At 35.8% G+C, this 20,896-nt stretch carries 20 protein-coding genes; 17 read left to right on the top strand and 3 right to left on the bottom strand.

Annotated elements, in window-relative coordinates; translation table 11 throughout:
- The first annotated feature begins 176 nt into the window (after positions 1-176).
- From V7127_RS00955 to V7127_RS00890, 14 genes are all read left to right on the top strand, one after another.
- Complete coding sequence (locus V7127_RS00955) at positions 177-713, top strand: TRAP transporter small permease (protein ID WP_335345474.1); 537 nt, start codon at positions 177-179, stop codon at positions 711-713.
- Between the two features lie 26 nt (positions 714-739).
- Positions 740-1,750 carry a TRAP transporter substrate-binding protein gene (locus V7127_RS00950; RefSeq protein WP_335345473.1) on the top strand — a complete coding sequence of 337 codons (1,011 nt, stop codon included), beginning with the start codon at positions 740-742 and terminating at the stop codon, positions 1,748-1,750.
- A 96-nt stretch (positions 1,751-1,846) separates the two neighbouring features.
- The gene (locus tag V7127_RS00945; RefSeq protein WP_335354840.1) at positions 1,847-3,127 is read left to right on the top strand and encodes a TRAP transporter large permease; all 1,281 of its coding nucleotides are present in this window, start codon (positions 1,847-1,849) and stop codon (positions 3,125-3,127) included.
- A gap of 98 nt (positions 3,128-3,225) precedes the next feature.
- Positions 3,226-4,713, top strand: coding sequence for an aldehyde dehydrogenase family protein (locus tag V7127_RS00940; protein WP_335354841.1), 1,488 nt, complete (start codon positions 3,226-3,228; stop codon positions 4,711-4,713).
- A 254-nt stretch (positions 4,714-4,967) separates the two neighbouring features.
- Positions 4,968-6,113: an N-methyl-L-tryptophan oxidase gene (gene solA, locus V7127_RS00935; RefSeq protein WP_335354842.1), complete on the top strand. Its 1,146-nt coding sequence runs from the start codon at positions 4,968-4,970 to the stop codon at positions 6,111-6,113.
- A 363-nt stretch (positions 6,114-6,476) separates the two neighbouring features.
- Positions 6,477-7,229: an SDR family NAD(P)-dependent oxidoreductase gene (locus V7127_RS00930; RefSeq protein ID WP_335347404.1), complete on the top strand. Its 753-nt coding sequence runs from the start codon at positions 6,477-6,479 to the stop codon at positions 7,227-7,229.
- 332 nt (positions 7,230-7,561) lie between these two features.
- The gene (locus V7127_RS00925) at positions 7,562-8,452 is read left to right on the top strand and encodes a sulfurtransferase (RefSeq protein ID WP_335347403.1); all 891 of its coding nucleotides are present in this window, start codon (positions 7,562-7,564) and stop codon (positions 8,450-8,452) included.
- Between the two features lie 690 nt (positions 8,453-9,142).
- Positions 9,143-9,712 carry a DoxX family protein gene (locus V7127_RS00920; protein WP_438823950.1) on the top strand — a complete coding sequence of 190 codons (570 nt, stop codon included), beginning with the start codon at positions 9,143-9,145 and terminating at the stop codon, positions 9,710-9,712.
- A gap of 64 nt (positions 9,713-9,776) precedes the next feature.
- Entirely contained in the window at positions 9,777-9,914 is a 138-nt protein-coding gene (locus tag V7127_RS00915) for a hypothetical protein (protein WP_335354001.1), read from the top strand.
- 296 nt (positions 9,915-10,210) lie between these two features.
- Positions 10,211-11,458, top strand: a complete 1,248-nt coding sequence (locus V7127_RS00910) for a cysteine desulfurase-like protein (RefSeq protein ID WP_335354000.1) — start codon at positions 10,211-10,213, stop codon at positions 11,456-11,458.
- A 125-nt stretch (positions 11,459-11,583) separates the two neighbouring features.
- Entirely contained in the window at positions 11,584-12,462 is an 879-nt protein-coding gene (locus tag V7127_RS00905) for a DMT family transporter (protein ID WP_335353999.1), read from the top strand.
- Between the two features lie 65 nt (positions 12,463-12,527).
- A complete protein-coding gene (locus V7127_RS00900) occupies positions 12,528-13,304 on the top strand; it encodes an IclR family transcriptional regulator (protein ID WP_335353998.1) in 777 nt (258 codons plus the stop codon).
- Between the two features lie 418 nt (positions 13,305-13,722).
- Entirely contained in the window at positions 13,723-15,021 is a 1,299-nt protein-coding gene (locus tag V7127_RS00895; RefSeq protein WP_335353997.1) for an MFS transporter, read from the top strand.
- A gap of 32 nt (positions 15,022-15,053) precedes the next feature.
- Positions 15,054-16,313, top strand: coding sequence for a M20/M25/M40 family metallo-hydrolase (locus V7127_RS00890; RefSeq protein WP_335353996.1), 1,260 nt, complete (start codon positions 15,054-15,056; stop codon positions 16,311-16,313).
- Positions 16,314-16,442: 129 nt separating this feature from the next.
- Here the strand turns inward: V7127_RS00890 and V7127_RS00885 are convergent, their stop codons facing one another.
- Positions 16,443-16,868 carry a VOC family protein gene (locus V7127_RS00885; RefSeq protein WP_335353995.1) on the bottom strand — a complete coding sequence of 142 codons (426 nt, stop codon included), beginning with the start codon at positions 16,866-16,868 and terminating at the stop codon, positions 16,443-16,445.
- Between the two features lie 298 nt (positions 16,869-17,166).
- Here V7127_RS00885 and V7127_RS00880 point away from each other — a divergent pair, with 298 nt between their 5' ends.
- On the top strand, positions 17,167-17,622 hold the full coding sequence (locus V7127_RS00880; protein ID WP_335482914.1) for an NUDIX hydrolase: 456 nt from the start codon (positions 17,167-17,169) through the stop codon (positions 17,620-17,622).
- Positions 17,623-18,227: 605 nt separating this feature from the next.
- Here V7127_RS00880 and V7127_RS00875 read toward each other — a convergent pair.
- On the bottom strand, positions 18,228-18,701 hold the full coding sequence (locus V7127_RS00875; protein ID WP_335482912.1) for a DinB family protein: 474 nt from the start codon (positions 18,699-18,701) through the stop codon (positions 18,228-18,230).
- A 182-nt stretch (positions 18,702-18,883) separates the two neighbouring features.
- Between V7127_RS00875 and V7127_RS00870 the strand changes: the two genes are divergently transcribed.
- On the top strand, positions 18,884-19,429 hold the full coding sequence (locus tag V7127_RS00870) for a GNAT family N-acetyltransferase (protein WP_335482910.1): 546 nt from the start codon (positions 18,884-18,886) through the stop codon (positions 19,427-19,429).
- Between the two features lie 113 nt (positions 19,430-19,542).
- Entirely contained in the window at positions 19,543-20,007 is a 465-nt protein-coding gene (locus tag V7127_RS00865) for a GNAT family N-acetyltransferase (RefSeq protein ID WP_335482908.1), read from the top strand.
- Between the two features lie 96 nt (positions 20,008-20,103).
- Here V7127_RS00865 and V7127_RS00860 read toward each other — a convergent pair whose 3' ends face one another.
- Positions 20,104-20,766 (bottom strand): AraC family transcriptional regulator, encoded by a 663-nt coding sequence (locus tag V7127_RS00860; RefSeq protein ID WP_335482906.1) that lies wholly within the window; start codon positions 20,764-20,766, stop codon positions 20,104-20,106.
- Positions 20,767-20,896: the final 130 nt, after the last annotated feature.

The following is a 20,896-nucleotide window of genomic DNA, read 5'->3' as shown; positions in this document are numbered from 1 at the left end:
GTAATACCATTAGTCCATTCTTTTAAATCAGTGTACTTCAAGTTAGTGATGAAAATCAAATGCTTTAATGGAAAAACTAAGTTTTATTGATTTTTCTTTTAATTGGGTTGTAATTTTTTTGAATTATTTGGTAGATATACTGTTTTCCAAAATCCTTAAAGAAAGGAGGTCTATTTATGATTAACTTTAATAGGTGGATTGACAGGCTCAATAAATTCCTAGTATTTGTAATAGGGATTCTATTGATAGTAATGGTTTTAACCATTTCTTTTCAGATTATGGTTAGAATGATTTTTCCTAAGTTAGGAATCCAATTTTCAGCACCTTGGGCAGGTGAATTGCCAATGTATTGTATGATTTGGCTAATCTTTTTAGGTGCTGCAGTTGCAACAAGGAATAACAAACTAATTTCAGTTGATATACTTCAAACGAATCTCCCTCCAAAAGGGAGAAAAATAGTTAACTTAATTGCTATGAGTCTATCAATTGTCTTTTTTGTTGGTCTACTTATTGCTGGTTATCACTGGGCAATGTTTGGAATGACTGAGACATCTACTTCAATGGGAATTTCAATGTTTTATGTGTATGTATCATTACCAGCTAGTGCACTAGTGATGATTTTAAATTCAGTAGCACACCTATTCGATGAATTTATAATTAAAGAAACTTTAAAAGTAAATGAACTAACTCAAAATGCAGATTTTAGTGTATAACACCAATAATTCTAGGGGGTAATTCTATGAGAAAGAGATACTCTATAATCTTTTTCATGCTAATCATTATTTTGGGTGCTTGTAGTGGAAATAAAGAAGCGAATACGGAAAATGGCAAGGAGAATGCTAGTAAAGCTATAGAGTTGGATTTAAGTCATGTATTAACAGAGGATTCAAGTTTCCATGCTGCTGCAAAAAAATTGTCTGAATTAGTTGAGGAAAGAACTTCTGGCGAGATCAAAATTAAAATATTTCCTGCTGGTCAATTAGGAGGAGAGGTCCAAAGTATTCAAGCTGCAAGAAATGGGAATCAGGATATTATTATCACCGGAACACCAGCATTAACAGCAACTGCCCCTGAATTTTTAGCCTTAGATCTACCCTATTTATTTGAAAATATAGATGAAGCAAACGGGTTTCTTCAAGGTTCTTCTGGCGAAGCCTTATTAAGCGGATTATCAAAGTATGGTCTTGTAGGATTAGGCTTTAATTCCGCTTTAGAAAGAAACGTTTTCTCAAAGAAACCAGTAAAGAATCTAGATGATTTTAAAAATTTGAATATTCGTGTAGTACAGTCAGATGGATATATTAATGCCTATAACTCTCTTGGGGCACAGCCAACACCGATGCCCTATTCTGAGGTTTATTTATCGCTTCAACAAGGGGTTATCGATGCTGGAGAAGCAGCAGCTGATACTATGATTACTGATAAGTTTATGGAGGTTTCCTCCCATTATAACTTAACCAAGTCTCATTTTTATCCAGTTGTCTTATTGATGTCAGAAAAGTCAATGGAAAAGTTGAGTAAAGGACAACAAGAAATAATTAAGCAATCTGCAAAAGAAGCTACTCAAACTGGAATTGAATATTATAAAGATTCATATAAAAAATCGCTTGAAATATTGAAGGAAGAAGGAATTGAGATTGTTGAAACTGATATGGACTCATTTAAAAAGGCTACCCAAGGGTTAAGAGATGAGTTTATTAAAAATAATCCAAATCTCAGCCCTGACTTGGTTGAACTAATTAAAAAATAATATGCTTAAAATTTTATTAAGACTGTATGCCCGTTATTTTTAGAAACATCATTCTGACCTATGAGAATATAAAATGAACTGAGGTGAGATGAGTTAATGGTTGGTACTTTGTTTTCAGGATTTTTCGCTTTTCTTATCATCGGTATTCCAGTAGCAGTTGCTCTAGGTGGGGCGGCCTTCATTGTTTTATTACTGGATGGATATAATCTTACGACAATTCCCCAAAAAGTTTTTGAAGGTTTGTCGCCTTATACACTTTTGGCCATCCCATTTTTTATTCTTGCAGGAAATTTAATGAGTTCAGGAGGAATTGCTAAAAGGTTAATAAACTTTGCAACTTCACTAGTAAAATGGATGACAGGTGGAGTAGGGGCTTCAACAGTACTAACAACCATGATTTTTTCAACTGTATCTGGATCCTCATCGGCCACAACTGCAGCAATTGGTACCATTATGATTCCTAACATGGAAAAGAAGGGATATGCTAGAAACTTTTCTGCGGCGCTATGCGCCGCAGCTGGTGAGATGGGTGCTATAATTCCTCCCTCAATTGTCATAATTGTATATGCCATGACAAGTGGAACTTCAATAGGAAAGATGTTTATAGCAACGATCATCCCTGGGTTAATGGTTGGAGTATTTTTAATGATTGCCAACTACTTGTATGTTAAATCTAATCATATTGATAAAGGTGTAAAAACAGAGACAAACATTTGGTTTAAAGAGGTTCTAGTTGCTTTTAAAGAATCTTTCTGGGCACTAATGATGCCTGTACTTATTCTGGGTGGAATATATTTTGGTATATTTTCGCCTACAGAAGTATCGGTAATAGCTGTAATTTACAGCTTTATTTTAGGGGTTTTTGTTTATAAAGAAATTAAACTTAAAGAAGTATTTCAGGTTATTACAAAGTCGGCTATTTCTACAGCAGTAATAATGATTATTGTTGGGTTTGCTACAATCTTTGCATATGTGTTGACCATTAATCAAATCCCACATCAGGTTGCAGAGTTTTTATTACAAGTAACCGAAAATCCAATTGTATTCCTATTATTAGTTAATATATTACTATTAATTGCAGGGATGTTTTTAGAGGCATTTTCGGCAATTATTATATTAACTCCAATACTAGCACCGGCAGCCATTCAATTCGGAATTGATCCCATTCATTTTGGGGTTATTATGATTTTAAACTTGGCGGTAGGTATGATCACACCTCCAGTAGGAGTCAATCTATTTATTGTTTCTGAAATTGCATCAGTATCAATTGTTAACTTAATCAAGCCTGCTCTGCTAATGATAGGTGTGTTATTAGTAAATTTATTATTAATAACATATATACCAATACTTTCAACCTGGTTGCCTTCATTCCTATAAAAGTAAAGCTAATTAAATTTTGATTGTTTAAATGCCATTATTCCGAAAATATGTTTCAGAATAATGGCATTATTCAAGCTTAGGGAGGAGAATTTACTATGTCTCAGAGATTACTGCCAAATTTAAAGCTTAGCGAACAATTTTTAAAAGGAATTAAGTATTTATTTATTGATGGAGAATTTGTCCCTTCTGTAAGTGGAAAAACATTCGATACAGTTAATCCAGCGACAGAAGAAGTAATTGCTACCGTATGTGCAGCGCAGGAAGAGGATATCGAGTTAGCTGTAAAGGCGGCTCGAAAAGCATTTGAAACAGGACCTTGGCCAAAGTTAAGTGGGTCAGAACGAGCAAACCTGTTATTAAAATTAGCGGATCTAATTGAAGAAAATAAAGAAGTACTGGCGCAACTTGAATCTCTTGATAATGGAAAGCCATATATCCGTGCTTTAGAAGATGATATACCAGGAGTGGTAGATTATTTCAGATACTATGCCGGATGGGCGACGAAGTTTTACGGACAAACAATTCCGTATTCACCTGAATATGTTACTTATACACGACATGAGCCTATCGGTGTTGTTGGTGCAATTGCGCCTTGGAATTTCCCTTTAATGTTAGTTGCGTGGAAATTAGGTGCAGCTCTTGCAACTGGATGTACAGTAGTGCTAAAGCCAGCTGAACAAACACCTTTAACAGCACTATACTTTGCAGAATTAGTTAAGCGTGCTGGTTTTCCGGATGGAGTAGTAAATATCGTTCCTGGCTTTGGAAATATCGCTGGAGAAGCCATTCTTAACCATAAAGACATTGATAAGATTTCCTTTACAGGCTCTACTGTAACGGGTAAGCACATTATGAAAAGGGCTTCCGAAACAGTTAAAGATATTACATTAGAGCTTGGAGGTAAGTCTCCAAACATTATTATGGAAGATGCTAATCTAACTAAAGCAATTCCAGGTGTTTTCAATGGAATTATGTATAATCATGGACAAAATTGTAGTGCCGGTTCCCGGATCTATGTACACAGAAAACATTATGAAGATGTAGTGAATCAGTTAGCCAGTCTTGCCAAACAGGTAAAACTAGGAGATGGATTAGATCCTGAAACAGAAATGGGGCCACTTGTATCGAAACAACAGCAGGAACGAGTGTTGAATTACATTGAAATAGGAAAGGCGGAGGGTGCTCAAATTGTTGCAGGTGGCGGAAAAGGGCTTGAAAAAGGATACTTTGTTGAACCAACCATTATTGTCAATGTAACAGAGGAAATGACCATAGTAAAAGAAGAGATTTTTGGACCAGTTGCTGTTGTTCTTCCGTTCGACACAATTGATGAAGTAGTGGAACGGGCAAATAATTCGGATTATGGCTTGGCAGCTGGAATATGGACTGAAAATGTAAAAACAGCGCACATAGTATCCAATAAATTAGCAGTCGGGACAGTTTGGGTGAACTGTTACGGACTCGAGCCTGCTGAGACTCCTTTTGGGGGTTACAAGCAGTCTGGAATTGGACGTGATAACGGTTCTTACGCTCTAGAGAACTTTACTAAAGTAAAGACAATTTGGATCAGTTTGGAAGATTAGTTTTACACTATTAATAAGCGAAAGGACTAGCAAATAAATCATCTGCTAGTCCTTTTTTAGTTAATCACTCCCAAACTTTTGTATACTGAGCAAAACAATTTTGCAAAAGAAGCTATAGTAGAAAATCTACTGAATAGTTTATTTAAACTAATGAGAAGGATAAAGTAAAGTATTAGAATATTAAATATAATAGATAAATAAATCAATACTGATAACTGTATCTGAAGGGCTATTTTTTTATGGAGGTTAGTAGCATGCATTATGATGTAATTTTAATTGGAGCAGGTTCAATGGGGATGGCAGCAGGTTATTTTTTATCAAAGAGTGGAAAAAGAACTCTATTAATAGATTCTTTTAATCCACCACATAACAAGGGGAGTCACCATGGAGACACTAGAATTATTAGGCATGCTTATGGAGAAGGGGAAGAGTATGTTCCGTTAGCTCTCAAAGCCCAAGAATTATGGCATGACTTAGAGAATGATACTGGAAAACAATTGTTTCTCCAGACAGGAGTTCTCAACGTTGGTAATGAAAAATCAGATTTCATCCAAAACATCATCTTTAGTTCAAAGAGATATACGTTGCCTCTAGATGTTCTAGATTCAAGTGAAGTGAATAAGCGTTGGTCTGGTATCGCTTTACCTAACGATTTCATTGGGTGTTTTGAACCAACATCAGGAGTGCTAAAATGCGAGGAATGCATTGATGCATACAGGGAACTTGCTGAGCTGCACGGAGCTTCAATCTTAACAAACAGTAAAGTGAAAGAAATAGTAGTTCATGACAAAAAAGTAACAGTCAAGACCGAGGACCAGACTTTTTGTTCTGAGGCATTAGTCGTTTCAGCAGGGGCATGGTCAAGTAGTCTCCTTTCCATGTTAGATTTGAACCTTCCTCTTAAACCGGTTAGAAAAACATTTGCATGGTTCGAAGCCGATGAACACTTATATAATCATCGGGATTTTCCAGCTTTTGCATTTGAGACATCTCAAGGCCTTTATTATGGCTTTCCAAGCATCAATGGTTCTGGATTAAAGGTAGGTCGTCATGATGGAGGGGAAGAAATAAATCCAGATGAATTCATACTAGGATTTGGTGAAATAGAAGAAGATGAAGCAGATTTAATACAATTTTTGAATGCCTATATGCCTTCTAAACTAAAATTAAAGTATGGTAAAACATGTATGTATACACTTACCCCTGATGAAAATTTTATTATCGATTTGCATCCTACATATCCAAACGTGGCTATTGCATCGGGTTTCTCAGGGCATGGCTTTAAATTTAGCAGTGTTGTTGGTCAGATTATAAGTGAATTAATTATTTCTGGGAAGTCAGAACAAAACATTTCGCCATTTTCAATCAATAGATTTAAAGAGAACTGCTTTACTAGCTAATAGAAATATTTTATCCTTCCCATTAGGGAGTGATTCTGGAGCAACATAACTTTTATTAAACCGATACTTAAATCTATTAGATATGAATCCATTTTGATCAATCTTTTTATCAAAATGGATTCTTTTTTCAGTAAAATACTGATTTGTGAAGTGTTTTTTAAAAAAAATTTGCCTAGCATAGGTGAAGACTCAAGGGTTCAAGTCCTGAACTGTGAAGGAAGTAGTAATGGTAGAGTGGGTAAATACTAAAACAAAAGTCGCTTTCTTTGATTTATCTAAAAATTAGAGTTACAATTATCTCGAATTAAAAATAATTTAATTCAAAGCACTTAGCCAATAATACGAACTCAGGGGGAATGCATTATGGAAAGACTATCAGAAAAAGTTGCTGTCATTACAGGTGGAGCAGGTGGTATTGGCAAAGTAGTAGCAGAAAGATTTCTAAAAGAAGGAGCTAAAGTGGTTTTAGTAGATTTATTTGAAGAATCCCTTCTTAAAGCAAAAGATGAACTAGCCTCACTTGGTGAAGTTCTTACAGTTCAAGCGGACGTTTCAAAAGAATCGGATGTAGAAAACTATGTTAAAAAAGCACTTGAACACTTTGGGAAAATCGATGTATTCTTTAACAATGCCGGAATCGAAGGAAAAGTAGCACCTCTTGTGGATCAAAAAATTGAGGATTTCGATAAAGTAATCAGCGTCAATGTACGTGGAGTATTTTTAGGATTGAAATATGTTCTACCAGTTATGACTAAACAAGGCTATGGCAGTGTTATCAACACTTCATCTGTTGCAGGACTAGAAGGTAGTCCGGGAGTATCACCTTATATTGCTTCAAAGCATGCAGTAGTGGGATTAACAAAAGCATCCGCAATAGAAGTAGCAAATGCTAATGTACGTGTGAATTCAATTCATCCATCTCCTGTTAACACAAGAATGATGCGTTCTTTAGAAGATGGATTGAATGTAGAACAAGAAGATTTAGCAAAGGCTATTCCATTAGGACGTTACGGTGAACCAAGTGATATTGCTAATTTAGTACTGTTCCTTGCTTCTGATGAAAGTTCATTTATCACAGGAGTTCAGTATAGAGTTGACGGTGGAATGGGAGCGTAAGATTTCAGCAAAACATTCTAAGCTTGAGGTTGTCTGTTTTAACTTTTGATGAAAAAATAAATATGGGGTAGTTTATAGATATATTAAGAGCGTGTTTTGATCAATCTTTTTTCAAAACGCGCTCTTTTCTTTTGTTCAATTATTTCATTTTTTAATTGAATTCTAAAGGGTACTTTTGAAAAGCAAATAGTACAACAGGTTTATTATTTGATAAATGAAATATGGAATGATAAAATTTGAATAAACATAAAACCGAGTAAATATATATGTTTTATAGGCTTTGTTTTTTTATATATAAATAATAAATTGTCTTTTAGAGGAGGAGTTTTTTAATGAGTAAGGTACCATTAATAGTAACAACAGAATGGCTGGCAGAAAGATTGAATGATCCTAATTTAAGATTACTGGATGCGACAACATTTTTAAAACATCCTGAGAAAGATGGATATTATGATGTGTGGTCGGGTAAAGAAGCTTATGAAAAGGGGCATATTCCTGGAGCAGTTTTTGCTGATCTATATAATGAATTTTCTGATCCTGATTCGGAATTTACCTTTACTGCTCCTTCTCGTGAAAGATTTGTACAAAAGATTAGTGAACTTGGTGTAGAAGAAGGGACTTATGTAGTGATTTATGATCAGGGAGCGATTGTAAATGCACCTGTTATTGCATCCCATTGGGCTTCCCGTCTTGCGTGGCAATTACGTTACGAAGGTTTTGAGGATGTTGCCGTTCTTGATGGAGGTTTTCCAAAATGGCTGGAGGAAAAACGCCCTGTTACAGCCGAACCTGGTTCCTATCCAAAAGGAAATTTCACTGGGGTAAGAAGACCAGAATTATTTGTTACAAAGGAAGAGGTTCTGAAAGCTATTAATGATGAGGATGTGATTATCATTGATAGTTTGACAGAAGCACATTATAACGGAGAAGTAAATACGTACGGAAGGCGCGGTCATATCCCAAGTAGTGTCAACGTATTCTTTGGTTCACATTCTAATTCAGAAACAAAAGAGCTTTATGATGAGGAAAATCTTCGCAAAAAATTCGAAGAGATTGGAGCACTCGAACCAAACAAGAAAGTAATTACGTATTGCGGCAGTGCTATTGCAGCTACTTGGAATGCTCTAATTTTAAATAAACTTGGGCAAAAAAATGTAGCTATCTACGATGGCTCTTTGACAGAATGGGCAAAAGATCCGTCATTGCCACTCGAAACTAAGTAAGAGTATTCAGTTGAAAAAGGTCTAGATATTAAATTCGATATAATGACTTTGTTTCATTATTTTTCACGTTCTATGCAAGGTGAGAAATGACTCCATTATATTGATAAAATTTCAGTATTTAAATTAAGAAAATATCCCGAAGTTAAAAAGGGCATCCGCTATTACCTGAGCAGACGCTCTTTTTTTCGGGTTCTTCTTATAAATTAGCTTTAGCTCCCGAGTTGAAACTGATCCTTTTCTGAAATATTCGTTCCATAAATATGGGAAAGAACATTTATAATGGTTCATTTTTTTGTGAAAGTCAGTAACTCCTTTCAATCCTATAGAGGAAAATTGTGCTGAAGCTTTAAAATTTATATCATTAATGTGAACAATATGTAAATGTGGTTGAATTTTGGATTAATGGGAATATAATGGAATTGTTACGAGTAAAAACACTTATTTTTTGTACAGAAAAGAAATTTTATGTAATTTATCAACTTAGAAATTACCCAATAAAAATCTTCTAGTAATCATCAACCCAATTATATTCATTATTATACTTCTAGGCTTCCTACACAACGTCATTCCTTTTGTTTCGACTTGAAAGAGTTTTTCCACGGATTGTTATTGTCAAAGTTAAGAAAAGAGTTAACTTTAAATCCAAGATTATCCCAAGAAAAAAAATTCTATTTTCAGGAGGTAATGAAGATGGCTAAACGCCCAATCTCTATTCCGGAAAACCCAGTATCAATGTTTTTATTCAATAATACACAGTCTGCTCTTATTTGGCTTGTCATCCGTTTGTATGTCGGTTATGCGTGGGTAAATGCAGGGTGGCATAAAATTACTGACGATAATTGGACAGGAAATAATGCAGGTGGTGCAGTTCAAGGTTTTGTTAAAGGAGCATTAGCGAAGGCTGGGGAAGGAAAAGACGTTACCGGCTGGTATGCTATGTTTTTAGAAAATATTGTCCTCCCAAACGCTTCTACATTCGGTTATCTCGTAGCCTACGGAGAAGTGCTAGTGGGATTAGGATTAATTTTTGGCTTATTAACTGGTATTGCCGCTTTCTTCGGTTCGTTGATGAATGTCAGCTTCCTGTTTGCAGGGACACTTAGCACAAATCCACTTTTATTTATTTTGGCTACTTGGTTAGTAATGGCATGGAAAGTCGCTGGTTGGTACGGGTTAGATAGGTGGGCACTACCTTATTTAGGTACACCGTGGAATAAAGGCACTTCTGTTTTGAAATCGTCTATCAATAAGTCAAACTAAAATTGTTTAAGGAATCACAATAAGAATAGTACGCTTAATTGGCTGGGCGAAGGAAGTAGATGGATTGAATACGATAAAAGATTATTACACAATTCCAAAGGCAGTGGTCAAGAGGCTATTTTTAGAACCTTTTGCCTGCGAGATTGAGGGAAAAGAAGGATTAATGACTTCTATAGCAGTACCAAGAGCTCTAGTCTATTAAACTAGGGCTCTTACTATTAGGAGGCAGAGGAAATGAATATGGAGAAGAATATAGATCGAATCAAGTGAGTGAGTGCAAAGGATTTAGTTACTATGCCACGAAAACCATTTGATGTGTTTGAAGGCCATCAGAACTTTGCAAAGTTGATAGGTGGCTTGATTAATAGAGGTAATATTGATAAATAGATGGAAAAAATAGCAGGTGGAAACTTTTTGAGGCTGTACTAAGAGGTTTTCGGTCGCCTTTTGTTGAATTAGCATGTAATCTGAAAATTATAATAAAAAGGAGTAGATTGTATGTTTCCAATTGAAGAAGTCCGTCAGCAATTCCCAGCATTAAACCGTTATTATAATGGTAAGCAGGTTGCCTATTTCGATGGACCTGGAGGCTCACAAGTGGTTGAGAGTGTTATAGATGCTATGGTTTCTTATATGTCAAAAGGCGGGGCTAATCTACATGGAGAATTCCCTACAAGCAAAGAAACAGAGCAGCACATTGAAAACGCTAGAAAAGCAATTGCAGATCTTGTTGGTGCGAAACCAAATGAAGTGGCATTCGGTCAAAACTCTACTTCCTTAATGTTCTCCATTTCACGGGCTTTGTCTAAAACATGGACTAGCCAAGATAATATTGTAGTTACTGAAATTGATCACCGTTCTAATGTTGACTCATGGGCAACAGCAGCAAAAGATTCAAACACAGAAATCCGCTTTATTCCAGTAGATACGGAGACATTAACACTTGATTTATCTCGATTACATGAGCTTATAGATGAGAATACAAAGCTTGTAGCTGTTTCACTAGCATCAAATGTTATCGGAACTATAACAGATTTAACAAACATTGCCAAGCGTGCTCATGAAGTTGGTGCCCTTGTGGCTGTGGATGCTGTACACGCTGTTCCACACTTTTCGATTGACCGTGATCAATTAGGGGCTGATATTTTATTATGTTCTGCTTATAAATTTTTTGGACCTCACATTGGAATGGCTGTGATTAAAGAAGAAGTGTTTGAGCGTCTCTCAGTATACAAACTGCAACCAGCACCGACCTATTTTCCCGATAAATTAGAAACAGGTACCCAAAACCATGAAGCAATTGCATCCATTGAAGCATTGGTTGACTTTATTGCAAGTTTAGGAACAGGCTCGAATCGCAGGGAAAGAATTCTAAATGCCTTTTTATCAATTGAAGAATACGAAAATCAATTGGCGCGTAGACTTCGTCATGAACTTGCAAGCATTCCCGAAGTCACTTTATATCAGGCACCAGATTACGTTGCCAAAACACCAACAGTCGCCTTTACGATCAAGGGAGTCGACCCTGTTGAATTTTGTAAATGGCTAGCAGAACAACATGCCATCTTCCTTGCAAGTGGAGATTTTTACGCATCTACTCTTGCCGATAAATTAGGAATCAATGAAACTGGCGGATGGATTCGTGCAGGCTTTGCTCCTTATAATACACAAGAAGAAACAGATCGTTTAATTCATGCTATTCAATATTATGTAGAAACACATATTGTAAATAGAGCAAATAGTTAGGTAGAATTAGATTGTGGGTTTATCCCTTTTTATCATTATAGTGATGGGAAAAAACAGCTGACCATTCATGCTGTTTTTTTATTACAATATTAATAGATGTTACAAAACGACCTAGGAGAAATTAAATGTATGCAAAGATAAAATTTGCCACTTCCATGGCGATATTCGGTTCAATCGGTTTATTTTCGGAAAAGACAGGTCTTCCATCGATTGAATTAGTTTTTATTCGTTGTCTCAGTGCAAGTATTCTATTAGGAGTAATATGGGGGTTTAGTACACTAAAGACAAAACAAGATAGGAAAATTTCCATTCCTCATCGGGAGTATTACCTTACCTTATTATGTGGGATATTCCTAGTCATCAATTGGGTCTTTTTCTTTCGTTCTTTAGAAGTCATGCCTATAACTGTAGCCGTATCTATCTATCATTTGGCACCCGTTATTGTGTTTCTCTTAGGCTCTTTTCTTTTCAAAGAAAAATTAACAGGAACGGGATTGGTCTTTTTCTTTATTTGCCTTTTAGGAACATTATTAGTTGGAGGCATGCATCAACATACAAATGTTGCAGAATTTCTATCCACCGGTGTTTTATGGGGGTTTGCGGCAGCACTCTTCTACGCTTTTACATCGCTCACGGGAAAAAGAATTCAATTGCTCAGTCCGCTGTTAACAACCGTCATTCAAACGAGTCTCGGCGTCTTCTTATTGATGCCATTAGTGGATTGGTCAAGCTTTATCCATCTTACCTATGAAAACTGGATCTATATCCTTGTCACAGGGTTTATTCATACTGGATTTGTCTATTACTTATTTTTCGATAGTTTACGTAAATTAAAGGCTCAAGCCATTGCTATTTTAGTCTTTGTCGATCCGGTTGTCGCGATCTTACTTGATGTAACAATTTTAAGTTACCGTCCTGATGTTTACCAGCTTATCGGAATATTGCTCGTGTTTGTGGGAATTAGTTATTCGCCTAAAAAAGAAAGAAGGTTAGAAGAGGCGTAAAATTTATACATAATATTGAATAAATGGTAGAATAATTTAGAACTCTTTTGATAAGGGGGAAAAGTATGAAGAAGCAAGAAAGTACAGTTAGTAGTGTTGAAAAGGCACTAAATATTTTAGAGTGCTTTGATAGTAAAAATACATGGTTAACTTTAAATGAAATATCAATGAAGACTGGATATTCAAAAACAGCAACTTTCCGGATGATTAAATCATTTGAAGGATATGGTTATGTAAAAAGAGACAGCACACTAAAGGAAGCTAAATTTTCACTTGGCTGGGCATTCCTACTTAAAGCTAACCTCATTACAGAGCAAATGGATATTCGAGAAATAGCGAAAGATGACTTAATTGAACTAAGAAATAAGACCGAGTTAACCGTTCAACTCGCAATTAGAGATGGAAATGAAGCGGTATTTATTGAACAGATTGAATCATTAAATCCGATAAAGATTTATTCACAGGTTGGCAAAAAAGCACGACTTTATGCTGCAGCAGGCCCAAGAGTACTCTTAGCGTATATTAATGAACAAGAACAGAACCATATATTAGCCACCTCAGAGCTCCTTGCATACACAGAGAACACTTTGATTGATATCGATCAGATTAAAGCTGAACTTGTAAAAATTCAAGAACATGGTTATGCCATAAGTAGAGGAGAGTTATATGAAGGTACCATGGAGATTGCGTGTCCGGTTTTTGATGTAAACGGAATTGTCGCTGGATCCATCAGTATAGTTGGTATAGAATCTGACTTCAAAGAGGAACAACTTGAAAAATGCATTAACGATGTAAAGCTATGTGCTAGAAATATTTCTTTAAAACTGGAGAAGCGGAATTAGAGTAAAAGAGGCGTATTGGCTTATTGCTACGCTTCTTTTTTTGTCTTGTCAACGTGATGGGGAAAATTGCAGGCAGTTTTAAAACTCATTTAAAGATGTAACTCCAATGGGGCTAGCCACATCATAGTTGACTTCTAGGTAAGAAAAAATTGCCATGATATTAAAAAAAATATTTAAAATTAATTGAATATTTTAAATAATGGTGTTATAATCAATTCGTATAAAGGAATTATAATTCCTAATATAGGAATGTAGATTAAAAGCTAACATTATTTAAGCTGTCAAAGTTTGCATTTACATTTGGAGGTGACTGTTTATTTAAATCTATTAAAGAGTTGCATAAAAACAAAGCTTAGAAATAACTGAGTACTTAGGCCAAGTTAGTCCAAAAAAATAATAACACTTTAGGGGGGAAAATATGACAATCCATCAATCAAACGGCAAACTTACACCTAGCCTTATTTTGCGTTTATTTATACCATTTGCTTCAGCTTATCTCTTATCAGTTCTTTTTCGTACGGTTAATGCGGTATTAGCCCCACATTTCATTGAAGAATTCGACTTGAAAGCATCTGACTTAGGGCTCATGACTAGTACTTATGCTCTTGCTTTTGCCATCACTCAAATCCCTCTAGGAATTGCGCTTGATCGTTTTGGATCTAGACGCACTTTATCAACTTTATTATTGTCAGCAGGTATTGGTGCATTTCTTTTCGCAAATGCTCAAAGCCTTGAGCACCTAATGATAGGGCGTTTTCTTATTGGTGTAGGCGTTTCTGGATGTTTAATGGCTGCATTTAAGGCGTATAATGATTGGATTCCAGCTGAAAGATTGCCCCTTATTAATAGCTTTCAAACTTTCGCTGGTGGACTTGGAGGGTTGATAGCAACACAACCAGTTCACTTTACACTCAATTTTATGGACTGGCGAGCGGTTTTTATGATTCTTTTAGGGTTGACTGTTGCTAACGCAATATTTATTTTTATGGCTGTTCCAAAAAGGCATAAAGAAGGTCACAATGATGAACCTGTCAAGAATCAATTAGTAGGAACCTTTCAAGTTGCTAAAAGTGTGAATTTTTGGCGCATTATCCCGATTGCTACATGTGTTCAAGCTTCTTATATTGGTTTGGATGGACTTTGGCTTGGCCCATGGCTAAAAGATGTAGCAGGGTATGAGGCGAGTGCTGTACCAACCCTTCTGTTGACATGTACTGCTTTCCTTTGTGTTGGATATTTAACCAACGGGGTCATTGCAGATTGGCTTCGCAAATTTGGAATTAAGCCGGCTTTGGTTAGCGTCATTGGAATGGTTGGCTTTACTTTATCAATAGGAGTCATAGCATTATTGGGAGGAAAAGTAGGTGTAACTGGTTGGATTATCTTAAATATTTTCGGTCCATTCTGTCTTCTTACTTATCCAATATTGTCTTCCATGTTTGATGGAAAATATGCAGGGCGAGTCATCACACTGTACAATCTAGCCGTATTCTTACTAACTTTCGTTATCCAATGGTTGATGGGTGTCATCATAGACTTCTGGCCTGCAACAAGTACAGGTGCATACAACCCTACAGGTTATTCAGTGGCACTTGGGATTATTTTTGCATTGCATGCAGTTTCACTTGTGTGGCTGTTCTTATTTAAAAAAGGTAAATTGGAATTCTTCGAATCTAAAACTTCGTCTAGAGAAATTAAGAGTAAACATGCCAACTAAGGTTGCTACTATGATTATTGGGAGGATTCAAAATGCTATATACTGATATAAGGAATAAGTTGATTGAACAAGTAGACCAAAAAGAAGATTTTCTTATCGATCTTTGCTCTAAGTTAGTAAAAATACCAAGTGAATCGCCAATCTCTGATACTCGTCAGATTGCACAAATGGCCGTTGAATTTTTGCAAAAAATTGACGGAGCAGAAGTTACTATTCATACATTAGAAGAACCAATTGTAAATGTAGTAGCGAAGATTGAAGGGAATGGACCTGGAAAACGGTTAGTATTTAATGGTCATTTGGATACATACCCAGTGGGGGATAAGTCTGCTTGGACTGTAGATCCTTTTGGTGCGGAAGTAAAAGATGGCCTTCTATATGGACGTGGATCCTCAGATATGAAAGGAGGGATCGCATCTTATATGCTTGCCTTCATGTTACTGGCAGAATGTAGAAATGATTGGTCCGGAGAAGTTGTGCTGACTCTTGCGGGAGACGAGGAGACAATGGGGGTTAAAGGAACAAAATACCTACTCGATACAGTACCAGAAGCTACAGGGGATGCGATGATATGTGGGGATGTAGGTTCGCCAACGGTGTTGCGTTTTGGAGAAAAAGGGTTGCTTTGGCTTGAACTTAATGCCGTAGGAAAACCGGGTCATGGAGCTCATGTGCACAAGGGTGTAAACGCTATTGATCTACTTGTTGAAGGAATGACCCAAATAAACGATACACTTAGAAAGCTGCCTGTTAATCATGTTGAGAAGGTAACCAGAGCTATACTAGAGGCGAGCGAAGTATCAGAAGGAATTTCCGGTAGTGGTGAAACCGAAGTTTTACAAACAGTAACCGTAAATTTTGGTGTGATTGAAGGAGGAATCTCCGCAAATCTGATTCCAGACAAAGCTTCTGCTAAAGGTGACATCCGATTACCAGTCGGAACAACCATTCCTCAAGTTGAGCAAAAAATCAAAGAAATTGTGGATTCTATTGAAGGACTCTCTTACAACATTGTTCGTAGATATGAACCTAATTGGTCAGATGTAGATCATGAGATCTTTTCATTAACTTCACAAAACGTTCATCAAATCACAGGAACATCTCCAGTTATAACGATGCGAGTAGGGGCATCCGATGCACGTCTTTACAGAATTCATAAACAAGTACCAACTGTAGTTTGTGGACTAACTCCGTATAACCTTGGTGGACCTGATGAATATATAGAACTCAGCGAGTTGGTTAATGTAGCTAAGATTCATACACTGACAGCTTATGATTACCTTTCGAAATAAGATTCTATTGAAGGTAGGAGCTAGAAATTACAATTAAGGTTTACTATTAAATGATACGGCTTGATCGTTAATACGACCAAGCCCTTATTTATGTATGTCTTAGGAGAAGATATACTTCGAAAGTAATATTTATTGTTGGTTTTCCGTGTAAATTTGGAACGTAACACCGAACTTATCAGTTACGACTCCGTAAGCTGGGCTGAAATCTGTTTTTTGTAGAGGCATGCCTACTTGTCCACCGTCTTGTAATGATTCAAAAACTTGGTGTGCTTGATCTGTATTGTTAAGAGTTATGCAAATGGTCACTTGAGATCCGATTTGATGTGGTTGGCCAGGGAAAATATCGGAAAACATAAGGTCTGAGTCTCCAACTCTTATCGTTGCATGTGAGACTAGATCTTTTGCTTCTTCTGGTAACGGGAACTCCGGGTTAGGAGGCATTTGACCAAACGTGAGAATCCCCATAACTTCAGCATTAAATACCTTCTCATAAAATCCGATTGCTTCTTTTGCGTTTCCATCCATCATTAAATAAGGTATGAATTTGAATGACATGTCTACTCAACTCCCTAGATTAAGATCATATTTTGTAGGCTCGTCCACCAATATAGTGAATTCACCCCAATAATCATTCTATCCTATAATTTCAAGAAAAAACATTAGTTTTTGTTTAATAGTTGCAAAATTCAAATAAATAATATAAATTCGTTCTTTCGCTCTACACAATAAGATGGATCAGAACAAAAGAAATTGTATTTTTGTGGTAATATGGCAAGAAAGAGGATTGCAAATTTCGGATCCTACCTTTGCAATAAAAATAAACTAGGAAGTTAGAGTATGTAGGAGAATTATAATGACCCAAAATGAAATTGTTTTAGTTGTAAGTGTCTCGATATTCAGAGATAACAAGGTTTTGGTAATTAAAGAAAATAAACCATTTGCCATAAACAAGTGGAATTTTCCATCTGGACGTATTGAAAATAGAGAAGATATTCTCAATGCTGCTTGTAGAGAGGTAAGAGAAGAAACAGGACTTGATGTGAAATTAACTGGCACAACGGGTATCTATAATTTTATAAGCAGCTCCAATCATCAAGTGATATTATTTCATTTTATTGGTGAGATTACTGGAGGAATATTGAAGCTTGAAGAGGAAGAGATTGTAGAAAGTAAATGGATGACACTTCCGGGAATTTTGAGTTTTAAGGATCAAGAGCTTCGGGATGCAAATGTGACAAAACAAATTGTTAATCGCCTTTTTAAAGAAAAAATTCATTCAATAACCATTTTTAATGAACAATTAAAGTGATAAGAGTAAATGAGAGTTAATCCAGTGGAATTTTAATTTTCGCTATATTGTAAGGCCTGCGATCGAAAAAGATACAAGAAACTTATTGGAAGTGAGAAAGGAGAGGAGTTTGAAATGCAGAAAAAGTCCTCTTTTATCGGGTTAATTGCAGGGATGGCTTCAATAATTCTTTGGCTTGTTTTTAACTTCTATAATCCTTATTCAAATCAGATTAGCTATGAAAGTATGTTTACCACTTTCCTGATGTTGGTTCTTCCTGCTTGCTTAGCGATATATTCCTTTTATAAGCCAAAAAAACTCTTCATGTTAATTGCTTTCATTTGGTCCTTGCCCCTAAGTTTATACATGCTATTGACACCTGGCGTATTTCTCTTGTTTGGAATCATAAGTGTTATGTATCTTTTAAGCTATGTATTAATGAGGAAATGATTCGTCTCAGCTTCTTTATTTGATGCTTTATAGTAACATTCCCATTAGGGAGTATTTTTTTGAGTTGTAATTTTGGCTTTTTTGTTAACAATGATTTAAATTTATTTATCTATGGAAATTCATTGTGAAATAACTAATTAGGGCACTTCTTAAATTAGAAGCTGCCCTGTTAAAATTCATTTGGATGAAATCGCTCGATATAATTGTTTGATCGTTTCGATATGTAAAGCTTCATGGTAAAAGCTAAACAAAAATGCCTCTCCCACTGTGTAAAATGTAATGCCGGCCCGATTTGTGAATGGAGTTGGCAGTGTTTCGTACAAACGATACTGAATAAAATCTTTAATTCTTGCTTTCTGTTCCTTCAAGACATCAGCAATCTCTATTAAAGATGGAGGTGTTCCTCTCCAATCTGCCGGTCTCGTTCCCGCATTAAAAAGCTGTTCATAATTGCTCGGAATGTTCATCTCTTCGCCTAAAAGTCCAAAGACGAGCTTTTCCTGTACAAATGCAATGTGTCCAAAGTTCCAACGAATATTGTTGTTAAACCCTTCTGGAATAATATTTGCCACTTCTTCCGGTATTCTCATAATCGCTTGCTCCGTTATCCTACGCACTGTTTCCATGTGCTGAATAATTATTTGGTCCAAGAAAAAACCTCCTTTTTAAAAGCACTATGTTAGATAATTCGCGGCTTTAAGTGCTTTTCCTACTAATATATAAATATTCTTCATAAGATAAAATGTCCGATTACAAGAATTAGTGCAAGGAATGTTAAGTACATATATAGAACCATTAACGATATAGAAGCTGAAAAGGAGATCGCATCAGAATGTTAAATATTGAGATAAGAAGACCAACGGCTGAGAATATTAGGGAGCTAAATCACTTTTTTAGAGTAGTCATTACAGACACTTTTTCTAAAGAAGGTATTGGAGAGATGTTAGAAGATATAGAAGATGAAATAGAAGCTAAGAAAAAATACTTAAATCTTGATTTTGAAAGTGATGGGGAGAAACGATATTTTCTGATTGCTTTAGATAGAGATCGGATTATTGGTTCAATCGAATTTGGACAAGCAAGCGAGCTTATTAATCATTGTACGAATCATGCATTAAAAGACCTAGTGGAGGTAGGGACAGTCTTCGTTCACCCTGACTTTCAAAGGAAAGGGATAGGCAATAGGCTGCTAGATGCGATGTTTTTTACTTTGCTCAATAAGGGCATAGAAGAATTTTGTTTAGATAGTGGATATACAACTGCACAAAAAATTTGGAAAAAGAAGTTCGGGGAGCCACAATATCTATTAAAGAATTATTGGGGAGAAGGGTATGATCATATGATTTGGAGGATCAATGTTAAGGAATTTGTAAAATAGATTTTATTTTAAACAATGATACTTCAACGAATGCAGTGTTGACATGGAAATTCTGCCGGAAAGATAAACAAAATAGTACAAAAGTTAATTTTTCCAATGGAGGTGATGCATAGGTGGAATTTAAAATTCAAGAAATAGAGGGATTAGAGACGTTAGAAATTTCCCATTTAGTTGAAGAAAGTAAAGCTGCCGGGTTTCGTTTTCTAGAAAAGCTGGTCAATGATTATCAAGATGGCACAAATCGTTTTAATAAGCACGGTGAATCATTATATGGTGTATATAATGAACAAGGCGTACTCATTGCCATCGGCGGGCTTAATATTGACCCGTATTCTAACAAACCGAAAATCGGTCGATTAAGAAGGTTTTATGTTGCAAGTGATTTTCGACGAAGTGGGGTAGGATCACTTCTATTAAGCAAGATAATCTTAGAGGCTAAGAATTATTATGAAGGTTTAGTCTTGCATACTGATACAGATCAAGCTGATTTGTTTTATACTGCATTTGGATTCTCTAAGACTTGTGACTACCCGAATTCAACTCATTATATAAACCTATACCAAAAAGGCATTATGTAATTGTACAATGCCTTTTTAATGATGATTAAGTACTTTGGCGATGACAATAGTATCTATGTTTTTTGGCAGTTAATTTAAAAGTTATATATAAACAAATTAAACAGAATTTCGACTCTTTTTTATAAGCTCTATATATTGAATATCACCTAGCCCATAATCGGGAAATTTCCTCATTAGATTATACATAAGCTCTTTTTCAGGAACATTTGAATGACTTTTAATATACAGCATAAGGTCACTATCTTCATGTTGATAATTCAAGTAAAGCTTAATCCCCTTCATTAATGGTTCAGGGAAAATAGCGGCAGGTATCGTTTTATCGATCAAAACCTGTTTGTAAAGAGCATAATATCCATTAACTTCAAGTGTGATTTTTCCCAAGTGCTCATAATTGTCATTCATTAGATGAAGGTCAATTGTTTGTATACATTGTGTTTCGTTGAGCCATGCGAGAATCGTAAGGACATTGATCTGACAGAACATATCAGGACCAAACCATAATGCTAGTTGTGTAAAGTCTTTACTCAAAAGAGGCTGCAAAGGGTTAAGGGTGATTTCATGATATTGGACGGAAGTAACGTGATGAGCCTTTGCACGAATGGCGGCAAATTCATCTGAAAAAAGATTAGCGGATGTGTTTCCATAACACATCGCTTCGTTAAACGGAACCATTATCTCTTGTTGAAGGCTTTGTGTTTTCTTAAAATATTTGTACATTTCTTGTCCGTTTAATACGTTTAATTTTTGTATTCGAGTCATGTTTAGACCTCCCCTTTAAAGGTTATCATGATTGAAAAGGTTAACAAATTCAAATAGAAATGGGTTGCTTGATCTATAGAGAGAAAATCTACGCATTAGGAAGCAGGGCATTTTCTTACATAAGAAGATG

This window comes from Bacillus sp. JJ1773 (assembly GCF_036962035.1).
GTDB lineage: Bacteria > Bacillota > Bacilli > Bacillales > Cytobacillaceae > Cytobacillus.
Note: the sequence above shows the minus strand (reverse complement) of the source record. Positions and strands in the feature narration are given on the sequence as shown.